General features: G+C 42.9%; 5 protein-coding genes and 1 pseudogene. All 6 read right to left on the reverse strand.

What is annotated here, in order from left to right; translation table 11 throughout:
• Positions 1-48: 48 nt before the first annotated feature.
• A complete protein-coding gene (locus ACFG4S_RS06815) occupies positions 49-6,639 on the reverse strand; it encodes an amino acid adenylation domain-containing protein (RefSeq protein WP_392534069.1) in 6,591 nt (2,196 codons plus the stop codon).
• A gap of 47 nt (positions 6,640-6,686) precedes the next feature.
• A pseudogene (locus tag ACFG4S_RS06820) lies at positions 6,687-10,610 on the reverse strand (amino acid adenylation domain-containing protein); the annotation flags it as partial.
• A 479-nt stretch (positions 10,611-11,089) separates the two neighbouring features.
• Positions 11,090-11,482 carry a hypothetical protein gene (locus ACFG4S_RS06825; protein WP_392534070.1) on the reverse strand — a complete coding sequence of 131 codons (393 nt, stop codon included), beginning with the start codon at positions 11,480-11,482 and terminating at the stop codon, positions 11,090-11,092.
• Positions 11,483-11,667: 185 nt separating this feature from the next.
• Positions 11,668-13,377, reverse strand: a complete 1,710-nt coding sequence (locus tag ACFG4S_RS06830; protein ID WP_392534071.1) for an aconitase/3-isopropylmalate dehydratase large subunit family protein — start codon at positions 13,375-13,377, stop codon at positions 11,668-11,670.
• Entirely contained in the window at positions 13,374-14,456 is a 1,083-nt protein-coding gene (locus ACFG4S_RS06835; RefSeq protein WP_392534072.1) for an isocitrate/isopropylmalate dehydrogenase family protein, read from the reverse strand. The genes ACFG4S_RS06830 and ACFG4S_RS06835 overlap by 4 nt, the downstream gene beginning before the upstream one ends.
• Positions 14,457-14,497: 41 nt before the next feature.
• Entirely contained in the window at positions 14,498-16,645 is a 2,148-nt protein-coding gene (locus tag ACFG4S_RS06840; RefSeq protein WP_392534073.1) for a patatin-like phospholipase family protein, read from the reverse strand.
• Between the last annotated feature and the right edge of the window lie 157 nt (positions 16,646-16,802).

The following is a 16,802-nucleotide window of genomic DNA, read 5'->3' on the forward strand; positions in this document are numbered from 1 at the left end:
GGGACTGGGGAAAGAAAGGACAAAGGACAAAGGACAAATGACAAATGACTACTTTGTTTTGTTTTTGTTGATTTTAGATAGGAATTTGTCAAGCTGTTTTTGGCTGAGTTTGGCTGCTGAGAAGTCAGAAGGTGTATGACCGATCGCATCAGGAGATTGACAGTGGGTAATTAGCGATCGCAATGCCTCCATGAATCCAAAGGCCAAACGCTCGATAGTCTCTTTTTTATGAATTTTCTCGCTGTAAGCCCAAGTCATTTCCAGCCTTTCTGCACGAATGAATCCGCTGATTCCTAATAGGTGGCTGCGCTGATTAAGTAAACTCTGTGCCGCTTTCATTTCTTTGGCTAAACCCAATACAGCAGATGCGTTCAGCACGCGATCGAATTGACCAAGGTAATTAAAACTTACCTGTGCTTGGGGTAACGCTTGTAGTTTTGTGCGTATTGTTTCATCCGGTTGTAAATATCGCAACACACCATAGCCAATTCCTCGGTTGGGAATCCGTCGCAGTTGTTCTTTAACTAACTTTAAAGCTTCTCCTGGATGGTCAACTTCTTCTAGCTGTAAATGAACGGGGAATAAAGTGGTAAACCAGCCCACAGTCCGCGACAGATCCACATCCTCAAACAAGTCTTCTCGTCCATGTCCCTCTAAGTCAACCAGTAGAGAACTTTCTCCTGTCCATTGGGCAAAGCTTTGCGCTAGGGCAGTCAACAGCACATCATTAATTTGAGTGTTGTAGGCAGAGGGTACATCTTGCAAGAGGGCGCGGGTTTGTTCTTCAGTTAAAGAAAGTGAGACAGAAACTGTTGAGGCTATGGTGTTGTCATTTATGCCTAAAGGATAATCTACTGGCAAGGCATTAACTTTCAAACTAGACTGACTTAGCCAATAATCTAGTTCATCTTGAATCGTCTTTGATTTTGCGTATTCTGTCAGGCGATCGCTCCAATATTGCCACGAAGTTGTCTTAGCTGGTAATTTAATCGCTTTACCCCGACTAATTTGCTGGTAAGCCGTAGCTAAATCTTCGAGCAAAATCCGCCAGGAAATGGCATCTACTGCTAAGTGATGGATGATGAACAGTAACCGACCAGGTTGATTGTTGCCTAACCTAAACAGTACTACTCGTGCGATGCCTGGGCTGGGCGTAGCCATCGCTCCAGTAGATAGATTTAAACTCGCTTGGAGTTCAGCATCCGCAGCTTTCATTGCTGTTTGTTGTTCTTCTGCCGACAGGTGTGACAAATTGATGACGCTAAATGACACAGTTTCTTGGATAGGAGCGTTAATCTGCTGCCAGTTTTCGCCTTCTTGTACAAACCGCAGACGCAAAGCATCGTGATGTATGAACAATTTTTCTACGACTTGCTCCAATAGCTCTGGTTGCATGTCTGGTGGCACTTCTAGCAGGGCTGATTGGTTAAAGTAATCGAGTTCAGGCAATTTCTGCTCAAAAAACCATTGTTGAATGGGTGTCAGCGCTACAAAGCCAGTTACTAGCCCTTGTTCGGCTTTGATAGAGCGAGTAATACCCGCCACGGCAGCTAACTCAGCAATGGTCTGGTACTGAAATAGCTGTTTGGGGGCAATTTGGATACCCGCTTGATTGGCACGGGAAATTACCTGAATACTGAGGATAGAATCGCCGCCTAGTTCAAAGAAGTTATCGTGGATGCCGACTTGTTTTAATCTTAAAATTTCCGACCAAATCGCCGCTAATTTCTCTTCTGTAGGAGTTTGAGGCGCAACAAAGCTATCTTCTGCGCTTCGGGAGAAGTCGGGGGTTGGGAGGGCGCGATAATCTACCTTTTGGTTCGGAGTCATCGGTAGCGCTTTCAACAGCACAAAAGCCGAGGGCAGCATATAATTGGGCAACTTTACTTTTAGAAAATGCCGTAATTCATCGGTGGTCGGTTGCGATTGGTGTGGAACAATATAAGCCACTAGACGCTTTTGTCCGGGAATGTCTTCACGAGCAATGACTACAGCCTGAAATACTTGTGAGTGTTGTCTCAGCACCATTTCGATTTCTCCCAATTCGATGCGGAAGCCCCGAATTTTTACCTGATCGTCAACCCGACCAAGATATTCTAAGTTGCCATCTCGGCGAAATCTTGCTAAGTCCCCTGTTTTGTAGAGCCTCCTGCCTTCTGCCAACCCTCCCGGACTCGTTGGTGGAGCCTCTCGTAGAGAAGAGGCTGCACTATCCTGAAATGGACTTTGGATAAATTTCTCAGCCGTAAGTTCACGACGTTGCCAATATCCTCTGGCTAATCCGGCTCCACCAATGTGCAGTTCTCCTGTAACTCCTATTGGCACTGGTTGCAAATATCGATCCAGAATATGAACTTGAACATTGCTGATGGGTCTTCCAATGCTAACCGAGATGCCTGTCGCGGTTAACCGGTCTAAGGTGGTGATAACGGTTGCTTCGGTTGGCCCGTAACTATTAATCAATTGGGGTGAATGAGAGAAGTGAACAATACTACTGTGCCAGTGGTTGACTTTTTCCAGTTGAGCTTCTTCTCCACCAATAATCACCATTCTCAGACTTTCGGGAATTCGGGAATCTTCAGGGGTAAGTTCTGCTACTAACTGGTGCCAGTACGCTGTGGGAAGATCCAAAACAGTTAACTGCCATTCTCGGCAACACCGCCAAAATTCATCGCTGGAGTGCAACATCAGTTCGGTTCGCAGTACTAATGTTGCGCCGACTGAAAGACCAGGAAATATTTCTTCAACGGATGCATCAAAACAGATAGATGCAAATTGCAGCATCTTATCGCTTGCATTAATTCCATATTCATGGATGGCGGTCATGACAAAATTCGTCAATGACTGATGTTCAATCATCACCCCTTTGGGTTTACCCGTAGAACCAGAGGTGTAAATAATGTAAGCAAGGTTATGGAGTTCAACGTTACTAGTAGGATTGGCTGTACTGTGTCGAGCAATTATTTCCCAGTCTGTATCTAAACAGATGGTTTTTCCGGCATAATCTGGTAATTTGCCCTGGAATCTTTCTTGAGTCAGCACAATGCCCAGTTGCGTATCTTCGAGAATATCAGCCAGTCGCTCTTGGGGATAAGCTGGATCGAGGGGAATGTATGCACCCCCCGCTTTGAGAATTCCGAGTAAACCAACAATCATCTCCAAAGAACGCTCAACACAGATACCGACTAAGGTTTCTGGTTTGACTCGCAAACTTTGCAGATGGTGGGCTAATTGATTGGCGCGATCGCTCAATTCGCGGTAAGTTAACTTTTGACCTTCTTGCTGAATAGCTACAGCATCAGGCGTTAACTCCACCTGAGCCGCAAATAAATCGTGAATACACTCTTTAGTGGGATAATCCCTATGAGTCTGATTCCACTTAGCCAGTAACTGCTGCTGAGTCTGCGTTAGCAGTGGTAATTCTGAAACTCGCTGCTCTGGGTTAACAACAATCCCTTCTAGTAAAGTTTGATACTGCTCTGCCATCTGTTGGATTGTGGGAGCGTCGAATAAGTCGGTGTTGTATTCCCAAATAACACTAATTCCCTTCTCTCCATCATGGTGGGGAATCAGAACGACATCAAGATCAAACTTTGTTGATTGGTTGCTAAGGGCTACATTCGTGGTGATGTTCAACTCTGGGAGAGTTAAGTCTGGGCGAGGAGAATCATGGAAACTGAACATCACTTGAAACAGGGGATTATAACTCAAGTTCCGGATTGGCTTGAGAACCTCCACGACCTTATCGAAGGGTAAATCTTCGTTAGCAAAGGCTTCCAGACTAACTTGGCGGACTCGATCCAGTAACTCCCGAAACGTGGGATTTCCAGACAAATCGGTGCGTAAAACCAGGTTATTGACGATCATGCCAATTAATTTTTCTGTCTCCCGCATCCGCCGATTGGCAACAGCTGTCCCCACACAGAGATCGTCCTGTCCGGTGTAGCGGTGCAATATTACTAAAAAAGTTGCCAGCGTCGTCATGAATAAGGTGATTCCCTCTTGACGACTGAGAACTCTCAAAGATTCGCACAAGCTAATGGGCAACTCTACCCTGACTTGAGCGCCGTTGTAAGTTTGTTCTGCTGGGCGCGGGCGGTCTGATGGTAATTCCAACAGGGGCGGACTACCAGATAACTTTTGCTGCCAATAAGCTAACTGTGCTTCGGCTTCCTGGCTTTTAACCCACTCTCGCTGCCAATGGGCATAATCTGCAAACTGGAATGTTAATTCCGACAGTGGGGAAAGATTACCTAAACAGAAGGCTTGATAAAGTTCCACGAACTCATTCAAGAACACATTATTGAAAGACCAGCCATCATGAACCATGTGATGTTCGATGTGGATCAAAAGATGGTCTTGGTCGCTCAACTTCAACAATAACCACCTAACTAACGGCAGTTGATCTAAGTAGAAGGGCTTTTGCACCTCTGCGTTAAATAGGCGCTGAATTTCTGCTTCTTGCTCGGACTCAGGAAATGTCTGGAGGTCTACCACCGTTAACCTAATTGTTTCGGCTGGGTGGATTACCTGAAATAAGCGTCCATCTATTGCCGGAAAAGTCGTGCGGAAGATTTCATGCCGTCGGACAATCTCATTGAGGCACTGCTCTAATGCTGCCACATCTAGTTTTCCGGTGAATCGCAGAGTTACCTGAGCTTGATAAGCAGTACTTTCAGGTGCTACTTCTTGGATAAAATATACTCGCTCTTGAGCAAAGGAAGCAGGCAAGTATCCTGACCGGGAAATTGGCTGCATAGCAGGACGTTGCAATTCCTGCTTGAGGTGGCTCTGCTGTTCAATTACCCCAGCTAGACCCGCTATGGTAGGATTGGCAAAAATGTGGTGAAAGAATAACTCTACTTGGAAACCTTCGCGGATGCGGGAAAGCATCTGAGCTGCTATTAAAGAATGACCGCCTAAATTGAAAAAATTGTCATCGATTCCGATCTGCTCAAGTCCCAATAACTCAGCCCAAATGCTGAAGAGTGTTGCTTCAGTGGAGTTACGAGGGGCGATAAAGGTTTCTTCAAGATCGGGGCGTGTGCGATCGCCAGCTGGAAGATTTTGGCGATCGACTTTACCATTGGGAGTCAGGGGCAAGGAGTCGAGGATTACAAAGACTGCTGGCACCATGTAGTTAGGCAGTTTTTCTTGAAGAAAGCGTTTAAGGGTAGTGGCGATCGCGTCAAGTTTTTGATTAGGCACAATATAGGCAACCAGCCGTTTATCGCCAGGGATGTCTTCACGAGCAATCACCGCTACCTGGTTGACATTCGGTTGCTGAATTAAGAGCTTCTCAATTTCATCCAGTTCAATGCGGAAGCCACGAATCTTCACTTGATTATCGACTCGCCCCAGGAACTCAATATTACCGTCTGGTAAATAACGCGCCAAATCCCCAGTTTTATATAATCTACTTCCTTGTGCATCCTCAAAAGGATGAGGAATGAATCTTTCCTGGGTTAACTCTGGACGGTTTAAGTACCCTCGCGCCAAGCCATCACCACCAATATATAATTCACCAGGAGTACCAACGGGAACTGGTTGCAGATTTTGATCGAGAATATATACCTGAGTGTTGGCGATCGCTCGACCAATGGTCAGTTGAGTGTCACCAGTATATTCTGCTACTGTGGCACAGACTGTTGATTCCGTTGGTCCGTAAGCATTAAAAAAGCGCCGCCCTTGTGACCATTCAGCAATCAACTTCGGATTACAAGCTTCTCCGGCGACGATGAGGATTTGCAAGTTTGGCAATTCCGCTATTGGTAACGCTGCTAGTGCTGTGGGTGGTAATGTTACCTGAGTTATTGATTGCTCGCGCAAAAATTGCACTAAATCTGTTCCTGGCCGCAAGGAATCTTGAGTTCCAATGTAAAGGCTAGCTCCTGAACACACAGCCATGAAAATTTCCCAAACTGAAGCATCAAAGCTGAAAGAAGCAAACTGGAGAACACGGCTGTTTTGGTCTACATCAAACAGTTTGATTTGTGCCTGGATTAAATTACACACACCTTGATGTTGAATCAGTACGCCTTTGGGTGTTCCCGTTGAACCTGATGTATAAATTACATAAGCCAGATTTTCTGGTGCAACCCCACTACTAAGATTCTCGTTGCTCTCTCGCTGAAAAGATTCCCAGTCAGTATCGAAACAAACTAACTTCACCCCGCTTGCAGTCAAATCTTCAACGAATTTTTCTTGGGTTAACACCACCTGCACTTGTGAATCTGAGAGCATGAACGATAAACGCTCTTTGGGATATGTTGGATCTAGCGGTACATAAGCTCCACCCGCCTTGAGGATGCCCAACATTCCTATAATCATTTGTAGCGATCGCTCAATGCAAATCCCTACCAGCACCTCTGGTTTTACACCCAAACTTTGTAGATAATGCGCTACTTTATTGGCTTGGTAGTTCAACTGTTGATAAGTTAGTTGTTGGTCGTTAAACACAACAGCGATACTATCTGGAGTTTTTTCTACTTGCGCTTCAAATAACTGATGTATACATAGATGTTTAGGATAATCTACCTTTGTATCATTCCATTCAAATAATATTTTGTATAACTCACGCTCAGTTAAAGCAGAAGAATCATCAATAGATTGAGTAGAGCTAATTACCATTTCCGTCATAGATTTAGTATATAAATTGCGATAGTAGACTACTAAGTAAACTCAGATTATTTGGTTTTACTTTTGTTGATTTTGGCTATAAATTTATCAAGTTGATTTTGATTGACTCTGGCCGCAGAAAAATCAGAAGGGGTATAGCCTTGGGACTCTTTTAACTGACAATGAGCAATCAACTTTCTTAATGCTTCCATATATTTAAAAGCCAACCTTTCAATAGTGTCTCGCTTGTGAACTTTATCACTATAAGCAAAGTCTATTTCTAGCTTTCCTGAATGAATTAATCCGCTTACTGCCAATAGATGGCTGCGATTTCCTCGCTTACTCTGCTCTGATTTCCACTCTTTGACAGATCCAAACATTGCCGATGCAGATAGTACTTGGTCAACCCCTAAGTCTAAATTTCTGTCTGAAATCTCTGGAGCAGGTAAAGCACGATAGTCTAATTTCCCATTACGAGTAATCGGTAGCTTTTCTAATGGAACGAAAGCAGAAGGAACCATATACAGGGGTAACTTCTGTTTGAGGAATTGGCGAATTTCATCAATTTGAACTTGTCCTTGATTTCCAACCACATAGGCGACGAGACGCTTATTACCAGGGATATCTTCACAGGCAATGACGACAGCTTGAGCCACCTGGGAATGTTGATTTAAGACTGTTTCAATCTCACCAAGTTCAATCCGAAAACCGCGAATCTTCACTTGGTTATCAATTCGCCCAAGGTATTCAATATTACCATCAGGCAAGTAACGAGCCAGATCGCCTGTTTTGTACAAACGCTCCTGTGAGTGCTGAGTGAGGAGTGCTGTTAGCGGTAGCGGGGCGTTTAGCCCGTGCTGAATGCTGTTAGCGGGGCGTTTAGCCCGTGCTGAGTGCTGAGTGAGGAGTGAAGAAGATGAAGAAGAACTTTGTCCTCCTTGTCCCCCTGCCTCCTGCCTCCTGCCTCCTGTCTCCTCCAAAGGATTAGGAATAAATTTTTCCAATGTCAATTCTGGACGGTTCAAGTAACCCCGCGCCACACCTGCACCGCCAATATGAAGTTCTCCTGGTACTCCAATAGGTACAGGTTGCAAGTATTTATCCAACACATATACCTGAACATTACTAATGGGTTTGCCAATTGTCACATCTTGACGATTGAGAGCGTTTTCTGACAACTCAGATAAGGTTGCAACCACAGTGGTTTCAGTCGGACCATAACTATTAACCAACTGAGGATAATTACCTACCAATTGATGCCACATCGCAACTTTTTCTGGTAGCACTCGCTCTCCGCCGATAATAACCAGCCGTAGTGAATCAGGTAATGATAAATTCTCGCTGGCTAATTCACTTACTAACAAATGCCAGTAAGCCGTTGGTAAATCCCATACTGTTAATTCCCAATCTTTTGACTGCTGTACAAATGCTGAGACAGACTGCAACATTTCCTCGTTACGCAGTACTAGTGTCCCACCGCTACTTAAACAGGGATAGATTTCTTCGGCGGCAGCATCAAAACTAATTGAGGCAAATTGAAGAATGCGATCGCTTTGTCCGTCGTAGGTATCGCACTCTGTTAGTTTATATTGGGCGATCGCCATCTGGGTAAAATTCACCAACGAATGATGTTCAATTAGCACCCCTTTGGGCTTTCCTGTGGAACCTGAGGTATAGAGTTTACCTTCAGAAAACGCTTGATATAGGGTTAATAATTCTCGCAAAAATAAATTGAATGACCAACCATCATGCACCATGTGGTGTTCAACATGAACTAATACATATTCTTGGTCACTTAATTTTAATAAAGTCCAACGAATTAAGGGTAATTGACTAATATCAAAAGGTTTTTGAATTGCTTCATCGGTCAATCTTTGTACTTCAGCTTCCTGTTCAGATTTAGGAAGGCTTTGCAGGTCAATAACTTGTAATTTTACAGGTTGAGGAGAATGAATTACTTGTACCAGCTTTCCTTCTACTACCGGAAATGTGGTGCGGAAGATTTCATGACGGCGCAAAATTTCGCTAAGACTTTGTTCCAGGATAGATATATTCAAATATCCTTTGAAACGCAAACTCTCTTGAAATTGGTAAGCGCTCATAGAGGGAGCTAATTGCTCAATGAAATATACCCGTTCTTGGGCAAAGGAAACAGGTAAGTAACCCTCGCGTGAAATTGGCTGAATTTTAGCTAAGGGGGATGAATGTTTTAATTGTTGCTGGACAATAATCTTAACTAAATCGTTGATTGTGGGGTTATTTAAGAGTTGCCCAAAGGATAGCTCAACTTGAAAAACATCCCGTATCCGAGACAGAATTTGAGTGGCGATTAGGGAATGACCACCTAACTGGAAAAAATTGTCATCGACTCCAATCTGTTCTAACCCGAAAACTTGACGCCAGATTTTGGCGATCGCTTCTTCCTGGTCATTACGAGGGGCAACAAAGGTTTCGTGCAGTTTGGGAGCGGGAAGTGCTTGGCGATCGATTTTGCCATTGGGGTTGAGAGGTAAAGCATCTAGGGCAACAAAGACTGTTGGCACCATATAGCTTGGTAGCTTCTTTTTCAAAAAGCTTTGCAGATTAGTGCAGTTAATCTCCGTCTTTTGGTAGGGGACAATATAACCTGCTAGGTATTTGTTGCCAGGAGTGTCTTCACGAACAATGACTACGCTTTGAGATACGTGGGAGTGTTGATTGAGGACGGATTCAATTTCTCCTAATTCGATGCGGAAGCCATTAATTTTTACCTGATCGTCAATCCGTCCTTTAAATTCTAGGTTACCGTCTGGTAGATAACGTCCTAAATCACCAGTTTTATATAATTTTGAATTGTCAAAAGGATTTTTAATAAATTTTTCTGCGGTCAATTCTGGACGGTTCAAATAGCCCCGTGCTAGTCCAGCACCGCCAATGTATATTTCTCCTATTGTTCCAGTGGGGACTGTATGCAGGTTTCGATCCAATACATAAACTTGGATGTTATCCCCCATTGGTTTGCCAATAGGTATTTCTGTTCCCTCTAGTTGGGTGTAGCTCAAATTTGATAAAGTGCAGGTTGTCGCTGCAATAGTAATTTCAGTGGGGCCGTAGGAATTAATCAATTCAGGGAAATTCCCTACAAACTTCAGCCACATCCTAACTTGTTCTGGCAACGCACGTTCCCCGCCAATAATCACCAAACGTAATGATTCGGGTAATTTTATTTGACCAGTGACTAATTCATTTACTATTAAATGCCAGTAAGCTGTGGGTAAATCCCAGACAGTTATTTGCCAATCTTGAGATTTCTGTACAAATGAGGCTACAGAACCGATCATTTCTTCTCTTCGTAGTACTAGAGTTGCACCACAACTCAGACACGGATAAATTTCTTCTGCGGATACATCAAAACTCATCGAGGTGAACTGAAGAATGCGTTCGCTTTGCCCGCCGTAGGCATCGCTGGCGGAGATTTTGTATTGAGCGATCGCCATTTGGGTAAAGTTCACCAATGATTGATGTTCAATCATTACCCCTTTGGGTTTTCCAGTTGACCCAGATGTGTAGATGACGTAAGCCAGATTATTTGGTTTTACTGTGTTAAAAAGATTCCAATCGCTCTCGTTAGCAATCTCATCCTGGTGATTATCTAAACAAATTACCTGGTCTGAATAATCAGATATTAGACTAGACCATTTTTGTTGTGTTACCAAAATAGAGATTTGAGCATCTTGCAGCATGAACTCCAATCGTTCGGCTGGATAGGCGGGATCTAGCGGTACATATGCACCTCCAGCTTTGAGAATTCCCAACAAAGCTACAATCATTTCTAGGGAGCGATCGAGGCAAATTCCAACCAAAACCTCAGATCCTACCCCTAATTTTTGTAAATAATGAGCGAGTTGGTTAGCTTTAATATTTAATTCTTGGTATGTCAGTTGCTTCTGCCCACATTCCACAGCTACAGCTTGCGGAGTTCGCGCAACTTGGGCTTCAAATAACTGATGAATACATTGTTTAAACATAAGCTAGTATATTGCAAAATTCAGGTTGAGACTTTTAAAAAGTACATCCAAGTCTTCTGTTGACTAACCTTTAAACGAATTCGTAATTACAAAATTCAGATTTTATCTGAGTTTATAGGTTTGAATTTGGTACTGAATTTTAGATGTACTACCAATGAAGAATTACATGTAATAGACCTCTTGCATAAATATTTTTTGTCTCACGCAGAGGAGCCAGTGCGTTGGCTGGCTCTGCCGACTTGTTCGCGTAGCGTCTCCGACAGGAGAAGCAACTGGCGTCGCGCAGAGGCGCAGATAACAGGGAAAAAAGAAGGAATTTTGCAAGAGGTCTAATGATGGAATTTGAGAGTTTACTCCGATGAAATCGGACTCAGATGCCATTTTTTTATTTGACAACAATTAAGCGCGATCGCACTTAATTTAGTAGCAGCTTGCCGAAAATATCAATGAATGGAGCAGTGATATTATTCCTCGACAATTTCAATTGTTTTTGGCGGCTGAACTTCTTCCGCATCAATATTGATTTCTGGGCTAAGTTCATTTTTCAATCTGAGTTTTAGCTCCTCGGAAATGGGTAAATCTTTAATTTCTTTGAGGAGATATCTCACGGATTCGGTTTTACTACGTTCTGTATAGATGGCTTTGAGAACAGCTTCAATTCCATATCCGGCTACAGTATCTCCTAACACCGTGATTAGACCGAGTATTCCTATACCTCCGACAATACCAAGGGGTCCTCCCAAGGCTGTGAGAGCAGCAACAATGGCAGCATTACTACCTGCTGATGTGACGGTTAAAATTACGAGAATTATACCAGGAAGACCCAGACCAGCTAGTTTTTTAACGATTTCATCCATTGTAATTACCTAAAATCCTTGTTTTCTTGATTAAGACATTAATAAGGGTAAGAGAACAGAGTCTTTGTAAATAAAGAAACCTCTCTAAAAACCTAGACTAAGCTAAATAAGAGTCATTCACACTAAGATTGAGTTAATATTTTTTGAGTTTTATCTCTATTTACTCCGATTTGAGAGTTCGATCTTTAATCAAAGCGATCGCTAATTTTTCCATTAACAGCAGATATAGCCACTGTTCTTGGTGAGGCTAAATAATTTTTGCCTGTGGGATCGCCACTGCGTCCTTTAAAATTGCGATTGGTTGCATAAATTCCTGTTTCTTCTTTTGCTAAAACTCCAAGTCCAGAATTGATACAAGCTCCACAACCTGTCTTGAGAATCTGCGCCCCTGCTTGTTCAAAAATATCGAGATAACCCAATTTTTGGGCTTGTTCTCGAATTTCAATGGTTGCAGGTACAATAAACAAGTTTACACCGTCTGCTAGTTGGCGACCGTTCAAAACTTCAGCTGCCTGAGCTAAATCGTAGAGTTTACCTCCTGTACAAGAACCAATAAAAGCTTTAGTAATGGGAATGTCTTCTAACTGACTAATGGCGACTACTCGATCGGGTTTTGGGGGACGTGCAACTTGTGGTTCTAAATCACTGAGATCGAATTGATAAATCTTTTCGTACTCAGCATCACTATCGCCGCTAATCTCTGCAAATTCTTCTGAAGTTCGGTTTTTTAAATACTCACGAGTTACTTCATCAGGAACGATCAAACCACAGATTGCTCCACACTCTACAGCCATATTAGCTAGAGTCAACCGTTCATCAAAAGGCAGTTGGGTGAGGATCGATCCTCGAAATTCCATGACTTTACTAGTAGCACCAGCACAGCCGATTTGTCCCAAGATAAATAAGATAATATCTTTGGCACTGATTTGGGGCGGTAAGGTTCCAGACAACTCAAATACTAAAGTTGGAGGAACACGAATCCACATATCTCCTGTGGCATAAATATTCGCCATATCGGTTGTTCCTACCCCCGTAGAAAAGGCTCCCAATGCCCCGTAAGTGCAGGTATGGGAATCTGTACCAGCAATTATCATTCCTGGCCGGACAAATCCTTTTTCTGGGAGTAAAACGTGACAGATACCTGCTGCTTCGCCTGGGGAAACTACATCAAATAAGTGGCATCCTTGGACTTGAGCAAACTCAATCATTTGTTGGTACATGATATGAGCTTTGTCATCAGCACGGATGTCGTTGACTTGGATAAAGTGATCGGCTACCAAAACTACTTTTTGGGAGTCCCATAACTTTGCTCCTTGGCCAAACTGTTTATAAAATGTCTTGGCTACAGGTCCAGCTACCGCATCATGGGATAATGCTAAATCGACCTGAGCAAAAACCACTTCTCCCGGCTGGACGTAGGAATTACCAGAAGCTTTAGCTAAGAGTTTTTCGACTAAAGTCATGGGGCGTGGCTTAGTCAGGCTAGGGGGAATGGTGATGTGTCCCTGACGACGCAGCTGATTAAAAGACATTAACCCACCGGCTGCGGCGATCGCCTCAACTACAGGATTCTCCTGTTTTTCCCCTAAAATCTCTAGGGAAAGTCCAATATTAATGCTATTGCGATAAAAAATTTCTGCAAACGATCGCGCCCGAATCTTTTCAATTCCCGCAGCTTGCAGCGCAATGGGGGCAATTTCTCGACTGGAACCACAGCCAAAGTTTTCTCCAGCTTCAATCACATCGTATTTTAGGAGTTCACCTTCGCCAATAACATGTTCTAATGCATATTGTTTTAAGCTATCGGGGCGATCGTTTGTCGCCCGATTGGCAGGAATAATATCATCGGTATTGATATCATCTCCAAGGTGCAAAACATTGTTTGTCTTACTCATGCATGAATCACTCCTAATTGAGAATGTTGCACCGCTGAAAGTTCTTCTAGCAAAAGGTCAACTAAGGTTGCAGTGTTGACTAAAATTTCTTCTCCTTGGCTAAACAAATCAGCCGTTCGGTATCCCTTAGCTAAAATTCGGTCTTGAGCTGCAATTATTCGTTGAGCAGCTTGGATTTCGCCCCATTGTTGCAGCATTAAAATACAGGCTTCTAGGGTGCCGAGAGGATTCGCAATTCCTAACCCGGCAATGTCTGGTGCTGTACCGTGGATCGCTTCGTACAAACCAAATCCATTCGCGTTCAGACTCGCCGATCCTAATAAGCCAATTGAGCCAAGTAATGCGCCGCCAATATCGCTGAGAATATCTCCAAACAAATTCCCCGCCAAAATGACATCAAACCGTTGGGGATTAATAACCATTTGCATAGCTAAGTTATCCACCAGCATTGGTTCGACGACAACGCCGGGAAACTCTCTAGCTTCTTCTTCAACTAGACGAGTCCAGGGCAAATGAGGTAAGGCGTTTTCTTTGTGAGCTACGGTGAGTAATCCTCGGCGGTATTGGGCTTGCTCTAAGGCTTTGCGAGCAATCCGACGAATTTCCTCATCGTAATATTGCATCGTATGGTATCCGTAAGCTCCGCGATCGTCAGAGGCTCGTCCAGATGCTCCAAAATAGATTCCACTAACGAGTTCTCGAACGATGAGAATATCAAGTCCTTGGACTTTCTCTGGTCGAAGACTAGATTTATGCAGCAGACTGTTAACGCTACGAATCGGGCGAAGGTTGCAAAAAAAGTCGAAGTACTTTCGCAGTTCTAGCAATCCGCCTTGGCTAACTGCACCAAATACAATTCCATCGGCTCCATCGCACAGTTTGGCGGTGGCTTGAGGAAAGTAACTACCTAGTTGCTCAAGAGCAGTTGCACCGAGCCAACCATAATCTACCTGCAAGCTAAATCCTTCAATCTTAGCGACCTGTTGCAGAATTTTTAAGGAAGCTTCCACAACTTCTGGTCCAATTCCTTCCCCAGGAATAGCGACGATCCGATAAGATGGCTTACTTAAATACCCCATTTGCACTTCAATACCTCGTTAGCGGAAAAATAGCATTCTCTTTAGTTTGTTAAAATGCTACACAATTCATCGATTTCTTGACTTTTTTCTTGAATCAATATATTACCTAAAACTTGTAGCTGTCGCACATTTTCTAGCTTGACATTATCTATTTCTTCGAGTTCACTTTTTAAGAATGTTTGGAATCGATAATAAGAAGTTTTATTGCCTTTATTCTTAGCCTCAAACAATCGCTCTAATTCTCCAGCGACTACTTCACTACCACCGTCAAGGACAATATTTAATAGTGGTTTTGCCCATTGTAATAGTCCCCATTTTTTTACTTCTTCATAACCATAGACGCTTGTCAGGGAACCAGTACCCAAGGATACTAATAAGATATCCTCTATATTCAGGACTTGTTTGTTTTCTTCTCGACTAATTTGCGCTTCTAAAATAGCCAAATTAGCCGGATTATTGGCGACTACTCCACCATCGACTAAAGTATAGAAACCGTTGGTATTATGGGAGCTAGAAACGCGATAGGGAGCAAAATAAGTCGGAGTTGCACTCGTTGCCAATGCCGCATCTGTAAGGGTAAAACCTAAGCACAACTTGCGAAATTTCTTCGATTCTGTCTGTTGTTTTTCCAGCTTGTTGGTAAAGAATATGGGAATTCGCTGCTCAATATCGTAGCTAGTGACAAAAACTTCTTTGAGATTATTTTCTAAAGGAGAGTCACCAAAAAATTGCCTGATAATTTCTTCTCTCCCCTCCGAAGAATATTTGGGTTGGACGAATATATCCTCTAGCTGACCGAGTACTTTTTCCCAGAATGGCTCGTAAAATATCTCAGCCCCATATTCGAGATATATTTGCAGGAGATCCTCAGCACTATATTGAGCGGTTGGTGAGGTATCAGTTGCTTCTAAATTTATTCGGGGTTTAGTTAATCCCAGTGCGAGAATTCCGCCGCTAGAAGTGCCAGAAATTAAATCGAACAAACTGAAAATTGGCTTTTGTGTCCGCTTTTCAATTTCTGCCAGGATCATTGTCGGGATAATACCGCGAATACCGCCGCCATCAATGGCCAGGATTTTATATTTGGGATTAGCTTTTGTATTCATAGTTTTTGGCGATCGCTCCTGAGTTAATGTTTCTGGTTCTTTGATACTGGCTGAAACTTGAGTTTCCTTCGTTTGGGTTGTTTCGGCTTTCCCCTCTTTTGCTGGGGGAGTTGAAATCGCAGATTTTTCGCTCTGTTTTTTTGTCCCTTTTTTGCCTTTTGGACTGACAGTTGTCGCGCCGCTAGAAACGCTAGTTTCCAGGGTGGGGGGAACTTCAACTGACTCTTGCTGCAACTCACCTGAGGCGATCGCAGTTACTTCAACGGAGACAACCTCTGCAATCAACTGGCTTTCTTCCTCCAGCACCACAGTTTCTCCAAGCTTTTCCAGCTCGTAACTACTTGCTATCTGGTCTTGTCTTTCACTCTCGTTTGATGATTGTGTAATTCCAAATGGAAGCTCTGCTATATCCCAATTAGGGTTACCACGCAAGTTTCCATGATGGCCATTTACAGTCTGATCGTTGACGCTTGTGCCTTGTCCTTCATTTAATGTCCAATAAGCGACTAATCCCGGTTCATTCCCAATTAAAGGTTGAGACCGATGATTCTGGATTTCTACTGGCGGACAGGGGTAATTCCAGACGCTAATATTAGCTAATTGACCTGTGAAATATATGTTGTTGTGTAAAGTCGCACCCAGAGTCACAGAACTAGTTGCTTTGTTTAAAGATTCACCTCTAAAGTGGCCAAAATACTCACTATCGTCAAGGTATATGCTTAGTTGACCTTTATTAAAAACAATGGCAAAGAAATGCCATTGTCCGATAGTTAATTCTCCATTGCCAAAAGTTGTAATTTTCCTCTCAAGATTTTCATCAATGAATATATCTAGGCTCCCTGATTCACTAATGCCAAACTCAAAATTATCACTATATCGATCTGAAGAACGGGCAAAAAAAACATTGCGTGTCCCGTATGTAGTGGATTTATTTGTTAGCTGATGAGGATTCAACCATCCTGAAATTGTAAAGGCTGAACTTCCCTGAGCAAAAACACCACCAAAATCATTTTTCCCAAAATCTATGTAATCATCTTGACCATCAAATGTCAGAACTGATTGGCTATATACCTGGTTTGTCACGAGATTTTAATCTCCAAATTTAAGATAATTCGTAATTTTAATTAATAAATGAAATAAATGCATATCTTATGAGAAATAGTTAACCCTAGTAGTAGATATCTTGAACGATATCGTTAAATGTATTTTTACTTCGGAAACTATTGATTAAAAAAACTAA

The organism is Nostoc sp. C117, assembly GCF_043099735.1.
GTDB lineage: Bacteria > Cyanobacteriota > Cyanobacteriia > Cyanobacteriales > Nostocaceae > Nostoc.